Raw genomic sequence first — 21,216 nt, forward strand, 5'->3', positions numbered from 1 at the left:
GCATGACCGACCAAGTGGACTACCAGGTGACCGTCGAGGAACTGTCGGCGCTCATGAAGCGCACCGCCGGTGTGCACGTCGACCCGGTCACCCTCCAGCAGCAGGCCGACGCCGGTTTCGACACCTTCGGCCTGGACTCCCTCGGCCTGCTGGGCATCGTGGCCGAGCTGGAGAAGCGGTACGGGCTGGGCCTGCCGGAGCAGGCCGAACGCTGCAAGACGCCCGCGGATTTCCTCGCGCTGGTCAACGGCGCACTGAAGACGGGAGTGTGACATGGCAGGGCACACCGACAACGAGATCACCATCGCCGCGCCGATGGACCTGGTCTGGGACATGACCAACGACATCGAGGGCTGGCCGCGGCTGTTCAGCGAGTACGCCTCCGTGGAGGTCCTCGAACGCGACGGCGACACCGTCACCTTCCGGCTCACCATGCACCCGGACGCGGACGGCAAGGTGTGGAGCTGGGTCTCCGAGCGCGTCGCCGACCCCGTCTCCCGCACCGTCCGCGCCCACCGGGTGGAGACCGGCCCCTTCCAGTACATGAACATCGTCTGGGAGTACGCCGAGACCGCGGAGGGCACGCGGATGCGCTGGGTCCAGGACTTCGCGATGAAGCCGGACGCGCCCGTCGACGACGCCTGGATGACGGACAACATCAACCGCAACTCCCGCACACAGATGGCGCTGATCCGGGACCGGATCGAACAGGCCGCGGGCGAGCGGCGGACCGCCGCGGTGCTCGCCGACTGACGCCGTCGAACCGACCGGCACCGACCGGCACCGACCGACAGCGACCGACAGCGACCGACAGCGACCGACACCGACGGAGGACACCTCCCCATGCACCACACCCTGATCGTCGCCCGGATGGCACCGGGCGCGGCACCGGACATCGCGAAGGTGTTCGCCGAGTCCGACCGCGGCGAGCTGCCCCACCTGGTGGGCGTCAACCGGCGCAGTCTCTTCGAGTTCGGTGACGGTGTGTACCTGCACCTCATCGAGAGCGACGAGGACCCGGCCCCGGCCATCGGCCGGCTGACCGGGCACCCGGAGTTCCGCCGGGTCAGCGAGCGGCTCGAGCCGTACGTGTCGGCGTACGACCCGGCGACCTGGCGCGGTCCCAAGGACGCGATGGCGCGCTGCTTCTACACCTGGGACCGGACCACCGCCGGCTGACGCCGGCCTGCCGTCCGCCGTGCGTCGGGGCCGCCCGCCTTCCGCGGGCGGCCCCGACGCGTGGACGGTGGGACACGCGCGGACCTCCGAGGGCGCCCGAAGGTTGCCCCACCGGAGCCGGGCACCGGCGTGAGAAGCCCCACGCGTGGACCTGCGACGGTTTCGCACGCACTTCCGGTTTTATCTTCGTGACACACCAGCGCCCTTAAGCGCCAGGGGAGTTGCGCTGGGCGCGTGTCACCGCCCGGTACCCCTGCCGTGCCGGGTCCCCGCAGCGGCCGGACCACGATCCGCCGCCCCGCCGACCAGGAGAGAGGACGCTCGTCGTGGGCCGATCCACCGCCCGCCGACACCACCGCGGATCCGTGACGGGTGGTGACGGGCCGAGGTCCCGCGCCCGCGCCCGCGCCCGGCGACGAAGGCGGCCGGTCCGTGTGGCCCTGGCCGGCCTCGCCTTCGGTGCCGTGCTGGTCGGCGCCGGTGCCGCCGTCGCCCACTGGCGCGACGCCCGGTCCTCGGTGACGGACGACCAGGCCGCCGACGTCAACGACGCGTTGGAGTCCGTCGAGCGGCCTGCCGTACCCGACACCACCGGCGGCCCGACGTCCCCGACCCCGGCCCCGGGCGGCAGCGCCTCCGCGGCCCCCTCCGCCTCCCCGTCCCCCTCCACCATCGCCATCCCCGCGACCGGCCCCGGCACCTTCACCACGGCGCAGGCCGACGGCACGACCGTGGGCACCGGCGGCCGCGTCCGGCGCTACAAGGTGCTCGTCGAGAAGGGCATCGACATCCGGCCGAGCGCGGCGGCGACCGAGATATCCGCGGTGCTCGCCGACCGCCGCGGCTGGACCCGCAACGGCACCGACTCCTTCCGGCTCGTCAGCTCGGGCTCGTACGACTTCGTGGTGAAGATCGCCACGCCCGGCACCGTCGACGAGATCTGCGGCGCCGCGGGCCTGCGCACCCGGGGCGAGGTGAACTGCAGCGTCGGCAAGGACGTCGTGGTCAACCTCAAGCGCTGGGTGCTCGGCTCCCCGGAGTTCGACGGTCCGATCGGCGACTACCGCGCGCTGATCGTCAACCACGAGGTCGGCCACCGCATCGGCCACGGCCACGAGACGTGCCCCGGCCCCGGGCGGCCCGCCCCCGCGATGATGCAGCAGATCAAGGGCCTCAAGGGCTGCGTCGCCAACGCCTGGCCCTACGACCGTGACGGCGACTACCTGGGCGGGCCCGCGGTCCCCTGACCACGGACGGCCCCGCCGGCGGGCGGTTCGCGGGACAGACGGCGGGGCGGGGGGCGATGATCCCTCCATGACCACCACTCCCTCCTTCGACCCGCGCGCCCTGCTGGCGACGAGCCGGCTCGGCGTGCTCGCGACCATCAAGGCGGACGGCCGCCCGCAGCTCTCCCCCGTCATGCCGTCCTACGACCCCGAAGCCGGTGTCATCCGCGTCTCGACCCGCGAGGGCCTGGCCAAGACCGCCAACCTGCGCCGGGACCCGCGGGCCACGCTGGAGGTGACCGCCCCCGACGGCAGGTCCTGGGCGACCGCCGAGGGGACGGCGACCCTGACGGGCCCCGGCACCGACCCGCACGGCCCGGAGGTCGAGGCGCTCGTGGAGTACTACCGGGCGGCCGCCGGGGAGCACCCGGACTGGGACGAGTACCGGTCGGTCATGGTGTCCGACCGCCGGGTGCTGGTCACGATCACCGTCGACCGGGTCTACGGGGCCGATCTCGGCTGAGCGGGACGGGGCGGTGGGCCGTTCCGGGTCGGGTGCCGCGGCGGTGATCGATCCGGCCGCCGTTCGCGTATCTCCTGGCGTACGAGTCCCACGCGTCGCCCTGGAGGCATCATGCGGCTGTCCCGCGGCAGGACCGGAGTCGTCGTCCTGCTCGGTGCGATGATCCTGACCCTCACCGCGCTGGCCTTCCCGGCCCTGCTCGGTCTGGAGGAGCCCGACGGCGGTCAGGACCGCGTCATCGCGAGCACGAGGTACGGGCCGCTCACCGAGGCCGACCGCGACTTCGTCGTCAAGGTCCGGGCCGCCGGGCTGTGGGAGTACCCGCTGGGCGAGATGGCCATGCGGCGCGGGACCGGCAAGGAGATGCGCACGGCCGGGGAACACCTGGTCGTCGGGCACGCCGGACTCGACGCGATGTGCCGCGAGATCGCCCCCGAACTGGGCATCACCCTGCCCAACGAGGCCTCCCCGCAGCAGCAGGGCTTCGTGGCGACCGTCGGTGCCAAGAGCGGCAAGGAGTTCGACTCCTCGGCGGTCACCGTCATGCGGGTGACGCACGGCCAGATCTTCCCGGCCGTCGCCGCGATCCGGGCCACCACCAGGAACACGCTGGTGCGCCGGCTGGCCGACCTGGCCAACGACACCGTCCTGGACCACATCACGGTCCTGGAGAGGACCGGGCTGGTCGAGTACGACCGGGTCACCTTCCAGCAGACCGGCCCGGCGAAGCTCCCGAAGGACAAGGTCACCCCGCCCCCGCCCCGGCCGGGAGAGCGGGTGCTGGTGCTCAGGCCGCGCCCCGACCTGAACGTGAACACGGCCGCGCCGACGCCGACGCCGTCCCCGGCGGCACCCTGACCGCACCCTCGGGAGCGGCCGGCGCCGGAGGGTCAGACCCGCGTCCAGGCGGTGCGGTCGCGTGCCGTCGCGTGCAGGGCCGCCACGTCCGCCGGCTTGAGGACCCCGCCCGGGCGGGCCAGGCCGGGCAGCTCCCCGGCCGTCAGGACGCGGACCCCGCGCGGCGGGACCGTGACGTCGACGCCGGCCGGGCCGACGAGGACCAGGACGGGACGGACCTCGGCGGTCAGGGCGCAGGAGGCGCGGCCGGCGTCGGCGCGGACCCGGTCCAGCAGGGGCCGGGGCGTACGGCGGCCCAGCGTGACCAGCGGGTCGGCGATCCGGACCCGCTGCCTGCGGGCGGGCAGCACGTGGACGGCGAAGAGACCGCCGGGTCCGATCACCAGGTGGTGGATGCGGTCGCCGCCGGGCAGCGGGACGGAGTGCAGGGTGTGCCAGCCGGCGCGGTCGAGCCCGTCGAGGACCCGCCCGGTCAGCTGCTCGGCCGCCAGCTTCCGGCGGCGCGGGTCGGGGCGCAGCCGGTGCGCCGGGCCGGGCTCGCGGTCCAGGGCGACCAGGAGCGCCTCGCCGGGCCGGTTGGGGGCGAGGTCGTCGTCCGGGTGGAGGGAGAGCCGGGCCAGTTCGGCGGGGGTGGGCACCGGGGGCGGGCCGACGGTGACGGGACCGGTGACGAAGGGCGCCAGGGCGTCGAGCACCTCGTCCGCGCGCTCGTCGCTCAGCAGGCTGACCCGGGCCGTCCCACGGTCGTACCAGGCGATGTCCCGGCCGTCCGCGAGGCGGACGTAGAGCCGCTCCCGGCCGTGCCACCGGGTCGGTACGACGCGCAGTCCGCTCATGCACCATCACCCCAGGACCATGGGACCAGGAGGGTGCTCCGGGGGCAAGACCGGGCTACCGTTGCACAGGAGCGGGGCAGGTCCTCGGGCGGGATGGGGAGGCGCGTTGCGTACCCGTGGCATGGGATCCGACGTACCGGCGCCGGGCAGGCCGTGGGACGAGATCGTGCCCGGACTGTGGATGGGCGGGCACGAGTTCAGGCGGCCGGGCGGGCAGCTGGAGTCCGCCGTGGTGCGGGACGAGTTCGACCTGGTGCAGACCTTGCTCAGGCTGCCCGGTCACGGCCCGGACCCGGGCGTCGAGCACCACGTGTGGCCGATCCCCGACGGGCCGCTGGACGGCACGCAGCTCGCGGGGGTGATCCGGCTGGCCCAGGCCGCGGGCGAGGCGCTGGACGCGGGGCGCAGGGTCCTCGTCCGCTGCTTCCACGGGTACAACCGTTCCGGGCTCGTGGTCGCCCACGTCCTGATGCACCGGGGCCGCGGTGCCGAGGAGGCGATGCGGCTGATCCGGGCCCGCCGCTCGCCGTGGGCGCTGCACAACGAGCTGTTCGCGGAGTACCTGCGGGCCGGTCTGGTGACCGCCCGGCTGCTCGAGGAGCTGGCCGATTAGCCCGGTACGCGGCAGGGCGGGCAAAATGGACTCCCGTACGAACGAGGGTGCGGGGCCACCGACGACGATCACCGGACTCGACGATCACCGAACTCCAGGAGGGCCGTGCTCCCCAGCCGCCGTGGGCGCCCGGCCCGTGCCCCCGCCGCCTGCGCGCTGCTGCTGGCGGCCGCGGCGGCGTCCGTGACGGTCGCGGGCTGCGGTGACACGGGCGGACTGCGCAGCGCGGGCGCCACACCGACCGCGGTCAGTCCCGTCCGGCTGTGGCCGGACCTGACGCCGGCGTCGAGTCCGGCCTACGACATCGGCGAGGTGGACCACGAGGTGGTCAAGGGCGTCGCCGTACCGGGCGGCGACATTCGCCGCGCCGATCCGGTGGCCGCCGTACGGGCCGAGATCGCCGCGCACCCGGACGACTACGCGGGCGCCCGGGCGCCGTACCGCGAGACCGCCCGGCTCATGGCCGACTGCGGCGCGGCCGGCGAGAGCGCCCGCTGCCCCGTGCTCCGGCCCTACTACCGCGATCTGACCGGCGACGGGCGCCCCGAGATGGTGCTGGGCTTCCGGCTGCTGCCCGAGAAGATGACCGCCGTGCGCGTCTACGCCGTGGAGAAGGGCCGGATCGTGCGGGTCATGTCCTACGAGGACGCCGTGAGCGCGGTCGAGCTGGCCGGGCGGTCGGTGATCGTCCGGTCCCCGTCGGAGGTGGCGGGCTACGAGTACCGCCTCCAGTGGACCTGGGACCCCGACCAGGACGCGATGCTCCTCACCCGCGACGAGATGCTGCGCACCGGCGGCGGAGCGGGTGTGAGGCGCCCCTCCGCCTCCCCGTCGGCGGGCCCCCGGTGAGGGCCGTCTTCCCGCGGTGGGCGGGCCCGCTCGCCCTGAAGGCCGCCGTCTTCATCACCGTGATGTGCTGCGCGCTCGCCGCGCTGCTCGGCGTCCTGGTGCACGTCTCGGTGACCGACCAGACCGTGGGACAGGCCCGGAAGACCGCCCTGGCCCGGCTGCGGGAGGCGACGGCGGCGTACGAGGCCGGGGATCCGCTGCGCCGGGACGCGGGCGTCGATCCGCCGGGGCTGCCGCCGTCGCTGCGGAGGCTGGCCGCCTCCGGCCGGCGCGGCACGATGGTCGACGAGCACGACGGGCACCCCACGATGTGGGCGGCGGGCCCCGTCGACGGCGGCCGGGTCGTCGCCGTGCGGGTCGACCACTCGCAGGGCGAGCGCACCATCGACGGCCTGGACCGGGCGATCGTGTGGTCGTCGGGGCTGGCGATCGGGGCGACGCTGGTGGTGGGCGCGTTCGCGGTGACCCGGGTGACGCGCCGGCTGCACACGACGGCGCGCGTGGCGCGGCGGATCAGCGCCGGTGACCTCGACGCGCGGGTCGGCGACCCGAGGACGAAGGATCCGACGCGTCCGCAGGACGAGGTGGCCTCGGTCGCCGCCGCGCTGGACTCGATGGCGGCGTCGCTGCAGGGCAAGCTGCTGGCCGAGCAGCGGTTCACCGCGGACGTGGCGCACGAGCTGCGCACCCCGCTGACCGGGCTGCACGCGGCGGCCGAGCTGCTGCCGCCGGGCCGCCCGACCGAGCTGGTGCGCGACCGGGTGGCCGCCCTGCGCACGCTCACCGAGGACCTGCTGGAGATCTCCCGGCTGGACACCGGGCGGGAGCGCCTGGAGGCGGACCCGGAGGAGCTGGGCGCGCTGGTCCGGCGGGTCGTGCGGGGTTTCGGCACCGACGCGCGCGTGGACGTCGCACGGAACGCGCGGGTGGTGACGGACCGGCGGCGGCTGGAGCGGGTGCTCGGCAACCTCGTCGCGAACGCCGACCGGCACGGGCGGGCGCCGGTGGTGATCACCGTGGACGGGCCGGTGATCACCGTGCGGGACCACGGGGACGGCTATCCGGAGTACCTCCTCGCGCACGGGCCGCAGCGGTTCCGCACCGAGAGCGGCACGAAGGGGCACGGGCTCGGGCTGACGATCGCGCTCGGGCAGGCGGAGGTGCTCGGCGCGCGGCTGGAGTTCGCGAATCCGCCCGGCGGCGGGGCGCTGGCGACCCTGACGCTGCCTCAGCGGCCCTGACCCGCGGGCGATCCCCGTCCCTTCCCCGATGGCGCAGTGCGACGGGCGACCCCGACCCGCCGCTCCTAATGTGGCGGTTAGTCACATTCGACCACGTCGGCACTTTCGACCGCGTCGACGCCCTCGCCTCCCGGGAGGTACCCATGCCGCTGCTGAACCCCCGCTCCCCCCTGACCCGGCGCATCGCCGTGACGGCCGCCGCCGGCGCGCTCGCCGCCGCCGTCGCCACGCCCGCCGTCGCGAACGACGACCGGGGCGGCGGGAACTCCGGTTCCGGCAGCGCCGCCGGCAGCCCCGCCCGGGGCGACGACGACGCCGACGGCCGGCAGCCGCAGGGCGACTACCTGGGGCGCGTCACGGCCGACCGGCTCGCCCTGCGCACCTCGCCCACCCGCGGCTCCGAGGTCATCCGGTACGCCCGCCGGGGCGAGATCGTCCACATCTACTGCAAGACCACCGGCGACACGGTGCAGGGCAACCCGCGCTGGTACCTCCTCACCGACGGCACCTGGGCCTGGGGCGCGGCCCGCTACATCGCGAACATCGGTCCCGCGCCGCGCTGGTGCTGATACCGGCACCCCGCACATCGCACCATGTGGGTAAATACCGGACATGACCAAGGCCGGAACCGAGACCGGAATCACCGTGGCCCAGGCGGACGCACCCGTTCCCGCCGCCCGCCTCCCCCGGCGCCGTGGCATCGAACTCGCCCTCATCGTCATGGCCGTCCTGCTGTCGGTGTTCGGTTACTGCGACGTCGGCCTCGCCCAGCGCGGCACCCTGCCGCCCGGCGCCGCCGGTTACGGCGCCGGACTCGGGGTGCTCGCGGTGGTCGCGCATCTGGCGGTACGGCTGCGCGCGCCCTGCGCCGATCCGCTGCTGCTGCCCATCGGCGTGCTGCTCAACGGCCTCGGCCTGGTGCTGATCTACCGGCTCGACCTGGAGACGCCGGGCGACCGGGCGGCCCCGGCCCAGCTGGTGTGGTCCACGCTGGGCGTCGCGCTGTTCATCGTCGTCGTCCTGCTCCTGCGCGACCACCGCACCCTGCAGCGCTACGCCTACGTCTGCGTCGCCGCGGCCCTCGTCCTGCTCACCGTGCCGATCCTGTTCCCGGCCGTGAACGGCGCCCGCATCTGGATCCGGATCGAGGACCTCTCCATCCAGCCCGGCGAGTTCGCCAAGGTGTTCCTCGCCGTGTTCTTCGCCGCGTACCTGGCCGCCAACCGCAGCGCCCTGGCGTACGCGGGCCGCCGCGTGTGGCGGCTGCAACTGCCCACCGGCCGGGTGCTCGGCCCGATCGTCGCCGTGTGGCTGGTCAGCGTCGGCGTCCTGGTCCTGGAGCGTGATCTCGGTACCTCACTGCTGTTCTTCGGCCTGTTCGTCGTCCTGCTCTACGTCGCCACCGGCCGCACCGGCTGGATCGCCGTCGGCCTGCTGCTGGCCTCGCTCGGCGCGGTCGCCGTGGGCTGGCTGGAGCCGCACGTGCACAGCCGGGTGGAGGACTGGCTGCACCCCTTCGCGTCGATCGAGGCCGGAGAGGGCGCCAACCAGCTCGCCCAGTCGCTGTTCGCCTTCGCGGCGGGCGGGGTGACCGGCACGGGCCTCGGCCTCGGGCACTCCGTGCTGATCGGTTTCGCCGTCAAGTCGGACTTCATCCTGGCGACGGCCGGGGAGGAGCTGGGCTTCCTCGGCCTGACCGCGGTCTTCCTGCTGTACGCGCTGCTGGTGGAGCGCGGCTTCCGGGCGGGCCTCGGCGCCCGCGACCCGTTCGGCCGGCTCCTCGCGGTCGGTCTCTCCTCGATCGTGGCGCTCCAGGTGTTCGTCATCGCGGGCGGGGTGACCGGGCTGATCCCGCTGACCGGCATGGCCATGCCGTTCCTGGCCCAGGGCGGCTCGTCGGTGGTCACCAACTGGGCGATCGTGGCGCTGCTGATCCGGATCAGCCACGCGGCCCGCAGCCTGGGCGACGAGCGGGCGGCGCCGTGAGCGGGCAGGGGCCGCGATGACCCGGTACATCCGGCACGCCGCCGCCTTCTGCGCCCTGCTGCTGGTCGCCCTGGTGGTGAACGCCGCCCGCGTGCAGATCGTCCAGGCGCCGGAGTACGACGGCAACCCCGCCAACCGCCGCCCGGACATCGCCCGTTACCAGCAGCCGCGCGGTGACATCCTGGTCGGCGGCGAGCCGGTCACCGGTTCCCGGGACACCGGCGAGCACCTGCGCTTCGAACGGACGTACGTGAACGGCCCGATGTACGCGCCGGTCACCGGCTTCGCCTCGCAGGGGTACGGGACGTCCCTGCTGGAGCACGCCGAGGACGGCCTGCTGTCCGGTGCCGACCCGATGCTCGCGCCGCTCCCGCTGTGGAACGACGTCACGGGCACCCTCAACCCGGGCGGCGACGTGGTGACGACGATCAACGGGGCCGCGCAGCGGGCGGCGTTCGAGGGGCTCGGCGGGCGCAAGGGGGCGGTGGCCGCCGTCGAGCCGTCGACCGGGCGGATCCTGGCCCTGGTGTCCACCCCGTCGTACGATCCCCAGTCGCTGTCCGGGAACAGCACGGCCGCCACCCGGACCTGGAACCGGCTGAACAACGACCCGGACAAGCCGATGCTCAACCGGGCGGTGCGCCGGACCTATCCGCCGGGTTCGACGTTCAAGGTGGTCACCGCGGCCGCGGCGCTGGACGCGGGCGTGGTCCGGGATCCCGACGCGCCGACCCGCTCCCCCGACCCGTACACGCTGCCCGGAACGCGGACGCGGCTGACGAACGAGGGCGAGGGGTGCCGGGACGCCTCGCTGCGGGAGGCCTTCGAGTGGTCCTGCAACACGGTGTTCGCCAAGCTCGGCGTGGACGTGGGCGTGGCGGACATGGCGGCGACGGCGGAGGCGTTCGGCTTCAACGACGACGGGCTGCGCATCCCCTTCTCGGTCGCGCGGAGCACCTTCGACACCTCGGTGGACCGGGCGCAGCTCGGGCTGTCGTCGATCGGCCAGTACAACACGCGGGCCACCCCGCTGCAGATGGCGATGGTGGCGGCCGCGGTGGCCGACGGCGGGCAGGTGCGGGCGCCGTACCTGGTGGAGCGGACGGTGCGGGCGGGCGGCGGCGTGGTGGCGACGGCCGGGTCGCGGCCCGCCCGGCAGGCGATGCGGCCGTCGACGGCCGAGCGGCTGAAGGAGCTGATGACCGGTGTGGTGGAGGACGGCACCGGCGCGAACGCGGCGATCCCGGGGGCCACGGTCGGCGGCAAGACCGGCACCGCCCAGCACGGCGTCGGCAACTCGGGCACGCCGTACGCCTGGTTCGTCTCCTGGGCGCAGGGCGACCGGGACCCGGAGCCGAAGGTGGCGGTGGCGGTGGTGGTGGAGGGCACCCCCGGCGGACGGGAGGTCATCAGCGGCAACGGGCTGGCGGCGCCGATCGCGCGGGCGGTGATGGAGGCGGTGCTCGGGGGGTGAGGAGGATGCCTATCGACGACGGTTCACGGCGGTGAGGTCGATGTCGATGGGGAAGGGAACGGTGAGTTTGAGGCGGTTGTGAAAGATGCCGGTCAAGCTGTAGGACTGAGTGGCGGGGTCGATCTCGTAGACATGGACGACCGGGAGCCCCTGGTTCTCCTCCACACGCCAGTAGTGCGGAATACCCGCCTGCGCGTACTTCCGCGGCTTCACCTCTCGGTCCCGGTCCTCCGATTCCTCCGAGACGACCTCGACAGCGATCACCACGTCTTCCGGCCGGTACCAGGTCTGCTTCGGACCGGTGTCGGCGTCCGCGTGGAACACGAGAACATCGGGCTCCGGACGATTGCGCTTGTTGAGCTTGATGGTCATCTCCCGGATGACGTCCAGCTCGTCCGGCGCCTGCGCCAACAAGGCGGTGTCCAGCAGACGGATGACACGGGAATGGAAATTGGTCTGCGGACCCACGAAGACGAGGCTCCCGTCGATCAGCTCCGTGTGCGGAGGCAGGTTGGGAAGCTCGTCGAGGTCGTCCGCCGTCCAGCCGCCCCCCGGCGGACGGGGCCACTCGTAGTCGTCGTCCAGCCCGTAGTCGCGTGCGGCGCTCATGATCGCTCCCATGTGCCGGAGTCTGGCTGACGCCGTCAGCGTACCCAGGGCGAACGCCCGGCAGAGTGCTCCCTCGGGTGAACCCGCGCGGAGCCTTGACGCCGGCGCCACCTTTACCCGCGGTCAACAAGTCCCGCCCAGGGGATTGACGAGCTTACTGACAGGCAGTCTTATAAGACGAGCGAGTGACCGCGGGTAACACGAAGAGGTGGGACAGCCATGACGACCCTGACGGAAGCCGACGCGCTCGACGGTCTGCGCGACGCGCTCGGCCTGCTCAAGGACCGGGAGCAGGTGGCCGAACGGCTCCTCGACTCGTCCGCCAAGCACTCCTTCGACCCGGACAAGGAACTGGACTGGGACGCGCCCTTCGAGGAGGGCAAGTGGTTCTGGCCCCCGGAGCTGGTGTCGCTGTACGACACCCCGATGTGGAAGCGGATGAGCGAGGAGCAGCGCATCCTGCTCTCCCAGCACGAGGCCGCGGCGCTCGCCTCGCTCGGCATCTGGTTCGAGCTGATCCTCATGCAGCTGCTGGTGCGGCACATCTACGACAAGGCCGCGACGAGCGCCCACGTGCGCTACGCGCTCACCGAGATCGAGGACGAGTGCCGGCACTCCAAGATGTTCGCCCGGCTGATATCCCGCGGTGAGACCCCGTGGTACCCGGTCAGCCCAGTCCACCAGCACCTGGGCCGCCTGTTCAAGACCATCTCCACCACGCCCGGCTCCTTCACCGCCACGCTGCTCGGCGAGGAGGTCCTGGACTGGATGCAGCGGCTGACCTTCCCGGACGAGCGCATCCAGCCGCTGATCCGCGGCGTCACGCGCATCCACGTCGTGGAGGAGGCCCGCCACGTGCGGTACGCCCGCGAGGAGCTGCGCCGCCAGATGGTGACGGCCCCGAAGTGGTCCCAGGAGTTCACCCGGGTCACCTCCGGCGAGTTCGCCCGCGTCTTCTCGGTCGCCTTCATCAACCCCGAGGTCTACACGAACGTCGGCCTGGACAAGCGGGAGGCCATGGCCCAGGTCAAGGCCAGCGGCCACCGCAAGGAGATCATGCAGACCGGCGCGAAGCGCCTGACGGACTTCCTGGACGACATCGGCGTCCTGCGAGGAGTGGGCCGCCGCCTGTGGAAGTCCTCGGGCCTGCTCGCGTAGCACCCCACCGCCGCTGCGGGCAGTCGTGCCGCTGGCCTGGACAGTCGTACCGCCGCTGCAGGCAGTCGTGCCGCTGAGCCGGACAACCACGCCGCCGCTGCGGGCAGTGGTGCCGCTGAGCCGGACAACCACGCCGCCGCTGCGGGCAGTCGTGCCGCTGGGCGGCACGGGTGGGCGCAGCGGCACCCCACAGCGCCGGGCAGCGCGTCCCACCCCGCCCCCGCCCCCGCCCCCGCCAGCACCAGCACCAGCACGATCCAAACACCACCCACCGCATCATCCCCCAGCCCCACCCAGCGGAGCGATTACGCTGCGGTCCATGACCCCGCAGGCCCCCACCCCCGCCTACCGCCGGCTCAGCGTCGAGGAGCGCCGCGGCCAGCTGCTCGACGCCGCGCTCGTCCTCTTCGCCCACCGGTCGCCGGAGGAGGTCTCCCTGGACGACGTCGCCGAGCAGGCCGGGGTCTCGCGCCCGCTGGTGTACCGGTACTTCCCCGGCGGCAAGCAGCAGCTCTACGAGGCCGCCCTCACCTCCGCCGCCGACGTGCTGCGCCAGTGCTTCGACGAACCCCGTGAGGGCCCCCTCCTGGCCCGGCTGTCCCGCGCCCTGGACCGCTACCTGGCCTTCGTCGACCAGCACGACACCGGTTTCAGCGCCCTGCTGCGGGGCGGCAGCGTGGCCGAGACCTCCCGGACGTCGGCCATCGTGGACGGCGTGCGCCGGGCCGCCGCCGAGCACATCGTGAGCCACCTGGAGGCCCCCGAGCCCGGCCCCCGGCTGCGGATGACCGTGCGGATGTGGATCACGGCGGTGGAGGCGGCCTCGCTGATCTGGCTGGACGAGGGGAAGCAGCCGCCCGTCGACGAGCTGCGGGACTGGCTCGTGGAGCAGTTCCTGGCCGTGCTGTCGGTCACCGCGCGGCGCGACCCGCAGACCGCGGCGCTGGTCGAGGCGCTGGCGGGGGATGTCTGACACTGGTGCCGTGAAGAGCGAAGACACCCCTTTCGAGGGCGGTCCCATGGACGGGCGGGTGCTGCCGGTCCTGGTGGGCCCGACCGGGCACCCGCCGAAGACGTACCGCATCCCCGTGCCGGACCCGGACGGCGGACCGCCCACCGTGCTCGTCTACCGGCGTGTGCCGCGCCCGGGCCGGGGCGCGATCGGCTTCGCCCGCTGGAAGTACCTGTACGACCCCGAGGGCGGTACGAGGACCCGCCCGCGCTGGCCGTGGTCCCGGCCGGCCGCCGCACCGGACGCCACGCCGGGCGGCAAGCCGGACGACGCCGACGGGTGACGGCATTGCGCCGAACCGCGCACATCCGGCGCGCGCGTTCCGGAGGATGGCCCGATGCTCGCGGTGCGGAGCGGACGAAGGCGCCGCCGCACCGGAGGTGACAACGTGTCAGGAAGGCTTCTCCGTCTGGCCTGTACGGCGGTGGTGACGGCGGGGATCGTGCTCGCGCCCGTGCCCGCCACGGCGGCACCCGGGCCCGCGCCCGGCGAGCGGTCCGTGGCCGAGCTGCTGACGGACCTTCAGGGCCTGTACCGGGAGGCCGAGAAGGCCACGGAGGCCTACAACGGCACCGAGGAGAAGCTGGCGAGGCAGCGCGCGACGGTGCAGCGGCTGGAGTCCGAGCTGGCCCGGTCCCGGCTGTCCCTGCGTGACGGCCGCGGGGAGGTGGGCCGGCTGGCCCGGCAGCAGTACCGGAACAGCGGCGGCCTCTCCCCCTACCTGCGGCTGCTGCTGACCCGCGACCCCCAGCACGCGCTCGACCAGGGGCATGTGATCGGGCGGCTGGCCCGGGATCGCGTCGAGACGGTGGACCGCCTGGCCGACCACGAGCGGAAGGCCGGCGACCTGGCCCGCCGGGCCCGCGAGGCCTTCGAGGAGCAGGTCGCCCTCGCCGAGCGGCAGAAGAAGGACCGGGACGGCGTACGCGCCCGGCTGCGCGCCGTGGAGGAACTGCTCGCCTCGCTCAGCCCCGGGCAGCTGGCCGAGCTGGCCGCCGCCGAGAAGAACGGCATCGCCCGGGCCCAGGAGCGGTTCCTGGCGTCCGGCGCGGTCGGCGACGACGACGCCAAGCCGTCCGCGGAGGGCGACCGGGCGGTGCGCTTCGCGGTGGAGCAGCTCGGCAAGCCGTACCAGTGGGGCGCCGAGGGCCCGGCGTCGTACGACTGCTCGGGGCTGACCTCCCAGGCCTGGCAGCGGGCCGGCACGCCGATCCCGCGGACCAGCCAGGAGCAGTGGGCGCGGCTGAGGCGCGTCCCGCTGGCCGAGCTGCGCCCCGGCGACCTGGTCGTCTACTTCCCCGAGGCCACCCATGTGGCGCTGTACCTCGGCGACGGCATGGTCGTCCAGGCGCCGCGGCCCGGCGCCGAGGTCAAGGTGTCGCCGATCGCGGCCAACCCGGTGCTGGGCGCCGTACGGCCCGACCCCGGCGGGGAGCCCCTGCGGCGGTACACGCCGCCGAGGCTCCCCGCGGGGGCGACGGGCGGATCCGACGCGGGATACGCCGCGGCCTACGCGCCGGCCGCGCCGGAGACCTCCATCAGGTAGGCCTCCGTCTTCTTCGGGTCGTAGAAGAAGTTCTCGAAGTCCGCCGGGTTGTCGAAGCCGTTGGCGAAGCGGTCGGCGACCGGCTGAACCTGACCGGCCGCGCCGATCAGGTTCAGGACGTGCTCCGGCGGCGGGGCGAGCATGGTGTTCGTCCACTTGGTGACGTGCTGGGCCGTCTCCCAGTAGCGGTCGAAGGTCTGCTGCATCCAGGCCTCGTCGAACTCCTTGTCCCCGTGCTCCAGGATCGAGGCGAGGTAGGAGGCGGCGCACTTGGAGGCCGAGTTGGAGCCCTGGCCGGTGATCGGGTCGTTGGCGACGACCACGTCGGCGACACCGAGGACCGCGCCGCCGCCGGGGAGGCGGCCGATGGGGTTGCGGACGGTGGGGGCGTAGCGGCCGGCGAGGGTGCCGCCGGCGTCGGTCAGTTCGACCTTGGTGGCCCGCGCGTACTCCCAGGGGAGGAACTTCTCCATGAGTTCCAGGGTCAGGGAGAGGTGCTCCGAGGGGTCCTTCACGTCCTTGAAGACGTCGAGCGGGCCGCCGGGTATGCCCTCCCAGAACAGGATGTCGGCGCGGCCGGAGGTGGTGTAGGTCGGCATGATGAACATCTCGCCGACGCCGGGCACCAGGTTGCAGCGGACGGCCTCCGTGTCCGGGTGCTCCGGGCGCGGGCCCAGTCCGTGGACGTAGGCGACGGCGAGGGCGCGCTGCGGTTCGCTGTACGGGGAGCGGGAGGCGTCCCGGCCGAACATCCGGACCAGTTCGCCCTTGCCGGCCGAGACGAGGACGAGGTCGTAGGCGCGGGAGAAGTAGTCCAGGTCACCGACGGCCACGCCGTGGATGACGAGCTGGCCGCCGCGCTGCGCGAAGGTCTCCATCCAGCCGGCCATCTTCACCCGCTGGTCGACCGACTGCGCGTAGCCGTCCTTGAACCGGCCCAGCCAGTCGATCGCGCGCTGCGAGGGGCCCGGGTCGAAGGAGCCGGGGGCCGCCACCGAGACGCCGAGCCCCTGGATCTTCGGGGCCTGGGACTCCCAGAAGTTCAGCTGGAGGTCGCGCTCGTGCTGGAGTGCCGTGTGGAACATGCACTGCGTCGACATGACCCGGCCCGTACGGATCTCGTCCGCGGTCCGGTTGGACATCAGGGTGACCTCGTAGCCGTACGACTGGAGGCCGAGGGCGAGCTGGAGACCGGACTGGCCGGCCCCGACGACGAGTATCTTCCGCATGCGGTGTTCCGTCTCCTACTCGGGGGTTTCGTCGAGCGCGTGGCCCACGAGGGACAAGAGGGTCTCGATGGCCGAGATCCGGCGGCGCGCATCCATGATCATGACAGGTATGTGCGCGGGGATCGTCAACGCCTCCCGGACGTCCTCCGCCTCGAACAGCTCGCTGCCGTCGAAGTGGTTCACCGCGACGACGTACGGCAGTCCGCAGCTCTCGAAGTAGTCCAGCGCCGGGAAGCAGTCCGTCAGGCGGCGGGTGTCGGCCATGACGACGGCGCCTATCGCGCCGCGCACCAGGTCGTCCCACATGAACCAGAACCGCTGCTGGCCCGGCGTCCCGAACAGGTAGAGCACCAGGTCGTCGTCGAGCGTGATGCGGCCGAAGTCCATGGCCACGGTGGTGGTGAGCTTGTCCGGGGTGGCGGTGAGGTCGTCGGTGTCCTCGCTCGCCTCGGTCATCAGCGCCTCGGTCTGCAGGGGCGTGATCTCCGAGACGGCGGTGACCAGGGTGGTCTTGCCGACACCGAAACCGCCCGCCACGACGATCTTCGTCGCGATCGGCGCGCGGGTGCGGTCCGTCTGCCAGGGCTGCACGGTCTCGTCCGGGTCGACGAGGGGGGAGACGCCGCAGGCGGCGGCGTCAGAGACGACGGAGTCCACTGAGCACCCTTTCGAGCAGAGCGCGGTCCGGGCGGCCCGTTCCGTGGCCGGTTCCGGTGCCGTACACACGGATCTTTCCCTGGTCCGCGAGGTCGCTGATGAGCACGCGGACCACGCCGAGCGGCATCTTCAGCAGCGCGGCGATCTCGGCCACCGTACGCATACGGCGGCACAGTTCGACGATGGCCCGCATCTCCGGCATCACGCGGGAGGTGAGGCCGCCGTTGGTCAGTTCCTTCCGCTTCTCGGCCGCTTCCAGCGCGGCGGTGCCCGCGGTGGCGCCGACGAACGTCTCGACGAGCAGGACGTGGCCGAAGCGGGTGCGGCCGCCGGTGAGCGAGTAGGGGCGGACGCGGGCGGGTTTACGGTCCGCGCCGCGCACGGGGAGGCCCTTGGGATGCCTCGGGTTCCTGCCGGGGCCACTGCTCATCGGGCACTCTCCGCCGACTCGGACTCCAGGGATTGCCTCAGCTCGCTGCGGAGTTCGGGAGTCAGGACGTGGCCGGCGCGGCCGACGAACAGCGCCATGTGGTAGGCGATGACGCTCATGTCGGCGTCCGCGGAGCCGTGCACGCCGAGCAGCGAACCGTCGCTGATCGACATCACGAACAGGCTGCCCTCCTCCATGGCGATCATCGTGTGCTTCACGTTGCCGAAGTCCATCAGCCGGGCGGCGCCGACGGTCAGGCTGCCCACGCCGGAGACGACGGTGGCGAGGTCGGCGGCGGAGCCGCGCGGACCGGTGCGCCGCTCGCCGCGCGCCACCCGGGCCTCCTCGTTCCTGTCCTGGTCGGAGGAGAGCAGGAGCAGCCCGTCGGAGGAGACCACGGCGACGGACAGGATGCCGGGGACCTCCTCGACGAGGTTGGTCAGCAGCCAGTGCAGATTACGGGCCTCAGTGCTCAGTCCGAACGTGGTGGGAGCGGTCAACTGCTTGCCTCCTCGACAGTGCCCCCCGTGGCTTCTTCGGTCGTCCCGGCGGCCGGTGGCGCCTGGTGCTGGTCCGTCCGCTCGGCGATCTCCGCCTCGACGTCGCGCCGCCCGGCCTCCGCCCCCCGGCGGAACCCTCCCAGGCGGCGGCGCAGCGCCTCGGCGTCGACGGAACCCGACGTGCGCGGCCGTGGGACCGCGGCGGGTGTGGTGAGCTTCGGGGTCCGCTTGGGCAGACCCTTGGCGGTGACGGGTCCGCCGGCCGGCTCGGCGCCCTCGTCCGCACTGCGTTCGTGGACGTCGGGGCCGATGGCGTAGGAGCCGGCGGGAGCGGGGTGCTCCGGGGCGGAGTGCTCCGGCGGTGCGGAGGTCTCCTGCGGAGCGGGAGTCTCCTGCCGGGCGGGGGTCTCCTGCCGGGCGGACGTGGGTGCCTGGGGCTGCGCCGGGAGCAGGAGTTCCATCGTGGTGTCGTCGGGGAAGTCCCTGACACCACGCGTGCCTTCGTCCTCGGGAACCTCATCCGACTCGGAGGCCTCTTCGATCCCACGGACCTCGGTAGCCTCCCGCGCCTCTTCGATCCCCTGAGCCTCGGCAACCTCCCGTGCCTCACCGGTCTCCGCAGCCTCGTCGGTGGTCCCTTGCGGGTCGGTGCCCGGCACCGGGGCCGGATCGGTCACCGCGCCGCCCGCGTCCGCCTCCGTCGGCTCGGCGGCCGCCGCCTCCGCGCGCCGTACGGCCTGTTCCGCCGAGGCCACCAGGGGGTCGGCGTCCTGCCGTACGTCCTTCTCCGCACGGCCGTGCAGGACGTTGGAGTTGGCCTCCGCGTCGGCGCCGGGCAGGGTGAAGGAACCCGTGCCCTCGGACACCGGCGCGACCGGGACGAGGGCCGCCGGGGGCGCCGCCGCGAGCAGCGTGCTCGGCAGGACCACGACGGCCGCGACACCGCCCTGCTTCTGCTCCCGCAGCCGCACGCGCGCCCCGTGCCGGTGGGCGAGCCGGGCCACCACGTACAGGCCGAGTCCGAGCCCGTCCTCGCCCTCCTGGTCGTAGGGCGCTTCCGGGTCGAAGTCGGTGAGGCGGGCGTTGAGCCGCTGGAGCCGCTCGGTGGCCATGCCGATGCCCTCGTCCTGGACGGAGAGCATCACCTCGCCGTTCTCCAGCAGCCAGCCGGAGACCTCGACGGGCAGGTCGGGCGGCGAGAAGGAGGTGGCGTTCTCCATCAGCTCGGCGAGCAGGTGGGAGAGGTCGTCGGCGGCGAAACCGGCCACGTGCGCGTGCGGCGGCAGCGCGGCGATGCGGACCCGTTCGTACCGCTCGATCTCGCTGACCGCGGCCCGGACCACGTCGACCAGCGGCACCGGACCGGTGCTGTGCTGGATGTGCTCGGTTCCGGCCAGCACGAGGAGGTTCTCGCTGTGCCGGCGCATGACCGTGGCGAAGTGGTCGAGCTTGAACAGGGTGGCGAGGCGCTCCGGGTCCTGCTCGCGCTCCTCCAGGCTCTCGATGACGGCGAGTTGCCGCTCGACCAGGCCGAGGGTGCGCAGCGCGAGGTTGACGAAGGTGGAGCCGATGCTCTTGCGGACGACCTCCAGCTGGGCGGCGGACTCGGCGAGTTCGGCGCGCAGCTCCTCGCGGGCGTCGGCCATCTTCTGCCGCTGGCCGACGAGGTGCTTGCGGTCGGCCTCCAGCGTGGTGACGCGCTCGGCGAGCGCGGCGGCGTGCGCGTGCAGGGCGTTGACGGAGCGGACGACCTGGGCGAACTCGTCGTTGCGGCCGGTGAAGGCGACCGGTTCCTCGGTGGTGGGGTCCGCCGCGCCGGCGAGCCGGGCCGTGCCGCGGCGCAGCACCGACAGGGGGCGGGTGAGGGTGCGGGCCATGGCGGTGGCGATGCCGAGGGCGAGCAGGATCAGCGCGCCGAGGACGGCGATCCGGATCTCCAGCGCGGTCACGTCGTCGTCGCGCAGCCGCTCGAGCTCCTGGATGCGCTTCTCGTACAGGGCGGACTCGGCGCCGCGCATGGCGTCGATGCGGGCGGAGAGCGCGGCGTCCAGCTTCTTGACGGAGGTGCCGAGGTCGTCGTCGGAGAGGGTGGGCCGGTCGGTGAGGCCGGCGAGGTACTTCTCGGCGGAGTTGACCTCCGGCCCGGTGACCGTGGCGTCGAAGCTGTCCCGCGCCGCCTTGGGCGCCCCCTCGCGGAAGTCGGCGAGGGCCGCGTCGGAGCGCACCCGGGCCTGCTGGGCGGCGGCGGTGAGGGCGTCGCGCTGTTCGGTGTCGGCGTCCGAGGAGGTGATGGACTCGGTCGGCAGCCCGGTGACCGGGTCGATGACGGTCCTGGTGCTGCTGGGCACGCCGAGGGCCGCGAGCAGCAGTCCCCGGGTGGCGGCGGCCTGCTGGACGGCGGTGTCCAGTTCGGCGAGGGCGTGGGCGCCGGCACCCGCGCGGGGCGGCATCCGCTCGGCCAGCTCCCCGGCCAGGGCGTGGAGTTCGGCGATCGCCTTCGAGTAGGCCTCGTGCGCCTGGAGGGCGGTGCTCTTCCCGGTGAGCGCCGACCGGCGCAGCGCGGCGATGGCGTCGAGGTCCTCGCGCAGGGAGGCGGGCGTGTCGGTGTCGGCGAGCAGCTCCTCCACCTGCCGGTCGACGCGGGCGCTGCGCTGCTCGGAGGGCGCCTTGGACCTGGGGCGGCCCGCGGCGACGTAGGGGGTGACCTCGTCCCGTTCGTCGGCGAGGGAGTGGGCGAGGGCCAGCGCGTCCTGGGTCCGCTCGGCGAGCGTCACCAGGTCCTGCGCGTCGTGCAGTTGCCCGGAGGCGGCCACGACCGAGGGGGCCCCGGCGGCGGCGACGGCGGCGGCCACGACCGCCACGGCGACGATGAGCCGGTTGCGTACATGGGTGGGACGGCCCTTGCCGACGGGCGGCGCCTCGGTCACCGGGGTGGAGGGGGTACCGGGTGTTCGCTCCGCGCTCCCCACAGGGGCCGTCTGCTTGCCTGTACGACGAGGCCGCGTCTTCTGCACCGGTGCTCGCATTCCTGACTCGTGTACCCGTGGGCCCGGGTGGCGCTCCGTCCACTGGCCGGCCGGCGCGTGCACCCTTTCCCGAACTCTGGGCCGATCCCCCGCCGCCGACCGTGCGCCGGACGGGGAGAACCCGTGAGCGGGGCAGGCCCCCCACCGGTTCCCGACCCTCCCAGTGTCGGTGGGCGGTGGGCGCGCATCACCTGACCCGCCACCCGAAGGAGTGAACCCCGGACGGGAGTTGGGGGGCAAGTTCCGGTGGCTCGTGCGTCGGGC

The 21,216-nt window shown here is 73.5% G+C and carries 23 protein-coding genes; 16 read left to right on the forward strand and 7 right to left on the reverse strand.

The genetic code is table 11. The features are described from left to right. The first annotated feature begins 2 nt into the window (after window positions 1–2). From ACIRFH_RS04395 to ACIRFH_RS04420, 6 genes are all read left to right on the forward strand, one after another. Window positions 3–272, forward strand: coding sequence for an acyl carrier protein (locus ACIRFH_RS04395; protein ID WP_161167749.1), 270 nt, complete (start codon window positions 3–5; stop codon window positions 270–272). A gap of 1 nt (window position 273) precedes the next feature. After that, window positions 274–753, forward strand: a complete 480-nt coding sequence (locus tag ACIRFH_RS04400) for an SRPBCC family protein (protein ID WP_403517040.1) — start codon at window positions 274–276, stop codon at window positions 751–753. A gap of 90 nt (window positions 754–843) precedes the next feature. Continuing rightward, complete coding sequence (locus ACIRFH_RS04405) at window positions 844–1,179, forward strand: TcmI family type II polyketide cyclase (protein ID WP_403517041.1); 336 nt, start codon at window positions 844–846, stop codon at window positions 1,177–1,179. A 326-nt stretch (window positions 1,180–1,505) separates the two neighbouring features. Next, a complete protein-coding gene (locus ACIRFH_RS04410) occupies window positions 1,506–2,426 on the forward strand; it encodes a DUF3152 domain-containing protein (RefSeq protein ID WP_403517042.1) in 921 nt (306 codons plus the stop codon). A 67-nt stretch (window positions 2,427–2,493) separates the two neighbouring features. Continuing rightward, window positions 2,494–2,928 (forward strand): PPOX class F420-dependent oxidoreductase, encoded by a 435-nt coding sequence (locus ACIRFH_RS04415; RefSeq protein ID WP_403517043.1) that lies wholly within the window; start codon window positions 2,494–2,496, stop codon window positions 2,926–2,928. Window positions 2,929–3,039: 111 nt separating this feature from the next. After that, complete coding sequence (locus ACIRFH_RS04420) at window positions 3,040–3,786, forward strand: DUF4142 domain-containing protein (RefSeq protein WP_403517044.1); 747 nt, start codon at window positions 3,040–3,042, stop codon at window positions 3,784–3,786. A 32-nt stretch (window positions 3,787–3,818) separates the two neighbouring features. Here ACIRFH_RS04420 and ACIRFH_RS04425 read toward each other — a convergent pair whose 3' ends face one another. Continuing rightward, window positions 3,819–4,622: a nuclease-related domain-containing protein gene (locus ACIRFH_RS04425; protein ID WP_403517045.1), complete on the reverse strand. Its 804-nt coding sequence runs from the start codon at window positions 4,620–4,622 to the stop codon at window positions 3,819–3,821. Window positions 4,623–4,728: 106 nt separating this feature from the next. Here ACIRFH_RS04425 and ACIRFH_RS04430 point away from each other — a divergent pair, with 106 nt between their 5' ends. The 6 genes from ACIRFH_RS04430 to ACIRFH_RS04455 all read left to right on the forward strand — a co-directional run bounded on the left by ACIRFH_RS04430 (window position 4,729) and on the right by ACIRFH_RS04455 (window position 10,785). Continuing rightward, window positions 4,729–5,235, forward strand: coding sequence for a dual specificity protein phosphatase family protein (locus ACIRFH_RS04430; RefSeq protein WP_403517046.1), 507 nt, complete (start codon window positions 4,729–4,731; stop codon window positions 5,233–5,235). A 105-nt stretch (window positions 5,236–5,340) separates the two neighbouring features. Next, the gene (locus ACIRFH_RS04435; protein WP_403517047.1) at window positions 5,341–6,084 is read left to right on the forward strand and encodes a hypothetical protein; all 744 of its coding nucleotides are present in this window, start codon (window positions 5,341–5,343) and stop codon (window positions 6,082–6,084) included. Continuing rightward, complete coding sequence (locus tag ACIRFH_RS04440; RefSeq protein ID WP_403517048.1) at window positions 6,081–7,325, forward strand: ATP-binding protein; 1,245 nt, start codon at window positions 6,081–6,083, stop codon at window positions 7,323–7,325. The genes ACIRFH_RS04435 and ACIRFH_RS04440 overlap by 4 nt, the downstream gene beginning before the upstream one ends. A gap of 143 nt (window positions 7,326–7,468) precedes the next feature. Further along, window positions 7,469–7,894, forward strand: a complete 426-nt coding sequence (locus tag ACIRFH_RS04445; RefSeq protein ID WP_403517049.1) for an SH3 domain-containing protein — start codon at window positions 7,469–7,471, stop codon at window positions 7,892–7,894. Between the two features lie 43 nt (window positions 7,895–7,937). After that, window positions 7,938–9,311 carry an FtsW/RodA/SpoVE family cell cycle protein gene (locus tag ACIRFH_RS04450; protein ID WP_403517050.1) on the forward strand — a complete coding sequence of 458 codons (1,374 nt, stop codon included), beginning with the start codon at window positions 7,938–7,940 and terminating at the stop codon, window positions 9,309–9,311. Window positions 9,312–9,327: 16 nt separating this feature from the next. Next, window positions 9,328–10,785, forward strand: coding sequence for a penicillin-binding transpeptidase domain-containing protein (locus ACIRFH_RS04455; protein WP_403517051.1), 1,458 nt, complete (start codon window positions 9,328–9,330; stop codon window positions 10,783–10,785). Window positions 10,786–10,794: 9 nt separating this feature from the next. Here the strand turns inward: ACIRFH_RS04455 and ACIRFH_RS04460 are convergent, their stop codons facing one another. Then, window positions 10,795–11,394, reverse strand: coding sequence for a Uma2 family endonuclease (locus tag ACIRFH_RS04460; RefSeq protein ID WP_403517052.1), 600 nt, complete (start codon window positions 11,392–11,394; stop codon window positions 10,795–10,797). 219 nt (window positions 11,395–11,613) lie between these two features. On the opposite strand from ACIRFH_RS04460, the gene ACIRFH_RS04465 reads away from it, so the two are divergent. The 4 genes from ACIRFH_RS04465 to ACIRFH_RS04480 all read left to right on the forward strand — a co-directional run bounded on the left by ACIRFH_RS04465 (window position 11,614) and on the right by ACIRFH_RS04480 (window position 15,110). Beyond that, window positions 11,614–12,552, forward strand: a complete 939-nt coding sequence (locus tag ACIRFH_RS04465) for a diiron oxygenase (protein ID WP_403517053.1) — start codon at window positions 11,614–11,616, stop codon at window positions 12,550–12,552. 319 nt (window positions 12,553–12,871) lie between these two features. After that, window positions 12,872–13,525 carry a TetR/AcrR family transcriptional regulator gene (locus tag ACIRFH_RS04470; protein WP_403517054.1) on the forward strand — a complete coding sequence of 218 codons (654 nt, stop codon included), beginning with the start codon at window positions 12,872–12,874 and terminating at the stop codon, window positions 13,523–13,525. A gap of 10 nt (window positions 13,526–13,535) precedes the next feature. Beyond that, window positions 13,536–13,847 (forward strand): hypothetical protein, encoded by a 312-nt coding sequence (locus ACIRFH_RS04475; RefSeq protein WP_403517055.1) that lies wholly within the window; start codon window positions 13,536–13,538, stop codon window positions 13,845–13,847. A 105-nt stretch (window positions 13,848–13,952) separates the two neighbouring features. After that, a complete protein-coding gene (locus ACIRFH_RS04480) occupies window positions 13,953–15,110 on the forward strand; it encodes an NlpC/P60 family protein (RefSeq protein ID WP_403517056.1) in 1,158 nt (385 codons plus the stop codon). Here the strand turns inward: ACIRFH_RS04480 and ACIRFH_RS04485 are convergent. From ACIRFH_RS04485 to ACIRFH_RS04505, 5 genes are read right to left on the reverse strand one after another with little or no spacing between them, the layout of a single operon-like run. Then, window positions 15,074–16,339, reverse strand: a complete 1,266-nt coding sequence (locus tag ACIRFH_RS04485; protein WP_403517057.1) for a styrene monooxygenase/indole monooxygenase family protein — start codon at window positions 16,337–16,339, stop codon at window positions 15,074–15,076. The genes ACIRFH_RS04480 and ACIRFH_RS04485 overlap by 37 nt on opposite strands. 15 nt (window positions 16,340–16,354) lie before the next feature. Next, window positions 16,355–16,996 (reverse strand): GTP-binding protein, encoded by a 642-nt coding sequence (locus tag ACIRFH_RS04490; protein WP_403517058.1) that lies wholly within the window; start codon window positions 16,994–16,996, stop codon window positions 16,355–16,357. After that, complete coding sequence (locus ACIRFH_RS04495; protein ID WP_403517059.1) at window positions 16,977–17,426, reverse strand: DUF742 domain-containing protein; 450 nt, start codon at window positions 17,424–17,426, stop codon at window positions 16,977–16,979. Before ACIRFH_RS04495 ends, ACIRFH_RS04490 begins: the two co-directional genes overlap by 20 nt. Continuing rightward, on the reverse strand, window positions 17,423–17,926 hold the full coding sequence (locus ACIRFH_RS04500) for a roadblock/LC7 domain-containing protein (RefSeq protein ID WP_403517060.1): 504 nt from the start codon (window positions 17,924–17,926) through the stop codon (window positions 17,423–17,425). Before ACIRFH_RS04500 ends, ACIRFH_RS04495 begins: the two co-directional genes overlap by 4 nt. Further along, window positions 17,923–20,952, reverse strand: a complete 3,030-nt coding sequence (locus tag ACIRFH_RS04505) for a nitrate- and nitrite sensing domain-containing protein (protein ID WP_403517061.1) — start codon at window positions 20,950–20,952, stop codon at window positions 17,923–17,925. Before ACIRFH_RS04505 ends, ACIRFH_RS04500 begins: the two co-directional genes overlap by 4 nt. Between the last annotated feature and the right edge of the window lie 264 nt (window positions 20,953–21,216).

This window comes from Streptomyces sp. NPDC093586 (assembly GCF_044764905.1).
Classification (GTDB): Bacteria; Actinomycetota; Actinomycetes; order Streptomycetales; family Streptomycetaceae; genus Streptomyces.

What these genes read in the sequence shown, in the direction of transcription:
- ACIRFH_RS04395 (WP_161167749.1), top strand. Translation starts at nt 3, where the DNA reads ATGACCGACCAAGTGGACTACCAGGTGACCGTCGAGGAACTGTCGGCG.
- ACIRFH_RS04400 (WP_403517040.1), top strand. Translation starts at nt 274, where the DNA reads ATGGCAGGGCACACCGACAACGAGATCACCATCGCCGCGCCGATGGAC.
- ACIRFH_RS04405 (WP_403517041.1), top strand. Translation starts at nt 844, where the DNA reads ATGCACCACACCCTGATCGTCGCCCGGATGGCACCGGGCGCGGCACCG.
- ACIRFH_RS04415 (WP_403517043.1), top strand. Translation starts at nt 2,494, where the DNA reads ATGACCACCACTCCCTCCTTCGACCCGCGCGCCCTGCTGGCGACGAGC.
- ACIRFH_RS04420 (WP_403517044.1), top strand. Translation starts at nt 3,040, where the DNA reads ATGCGGCTGTCCCGCGGCAGGACCGGAGTCGTCGTCCTGCTCGGTGCG.
- ACIRFH_RS04425 (WP_403517045.1), bottom strand. Translation starts at nt 4,622, where the DNA reads ATGAGCGGACTGCGCGTCGTACCGACCCGGTGGCACGGCCGGGAGCGG.
- ACIRFH_RS04445 (WP_403517049.1), top strand. Translation starts at nt 7,469, where the DNA reads ATGCCGCTGCTGAACCCCCGCTCCCCCCTGACCCGGCGCATCGCCGTG.
- ACIRFH_RS04450 (WP_403517050.1), top strand. Translation starts at nt 7,938, where the DNA reads ATGACCAAGGCCGGAACCGAGACCGGAATCACCGTGGCCCAGGCGGAC.
- ACIRFH_RS04455 (WP_403517051.1), top strand. Translation starts at nt 9,328, where the DNA reads ATGACCCGGTACATCCGGCACGCCGCCGCCTTCTGCGCCCTGCTGCTG.
- ACIRFH_RS04460 (WP_403517052.1), bottom strand. Translation starts at nt 11,394, where the DNA reads ATGAGCGCCGCACGCGACTACGGGCTGGACGACGACTACGAGTGGCCC.
- ACIRFH_RS04465 (WP_403517053.1), top strand. Translation starts at nt 11,614, where the DNA reads ATGACGACCCTGACGGAAGCCGACGCGCTCGACGGTCTGCGCGACGCG.
- ACIRFH_RS04470 (WP_403517054.1), top strand. Translation starts at nt 12,872, where the DNA reads ATGACCCCGCAGGCCCCCACCCCCGCCTACCGCCGGCTCAGCGTCGAG.
- ACIRFH_RS04485 (WP_403517057.1), bottom strand. Translation starts at nt 16,339, where the DNA reads ATGCGGAAGATACTCGTCGTCGGGGCCGGCCAGTCCGGTCTCCAGCTC.
- ACIRFH_RS04495 (WP_403517059.1), bottom strand. Translation starts at nt 17,426, where the DNA reads ATGAGCAGTGGCCCCGGCAGGAACCCGAGGCATCCCAAGGGCCTCCCC.
- ACIRFH_RS04505 (WP_403517061.1), bottom strand. Translation starts at nt 20,952, where the DNA reads ATGCGAGCACCGGTGCAGAAGACGCGGCCTCGTCGTACAGGCAAGCAG.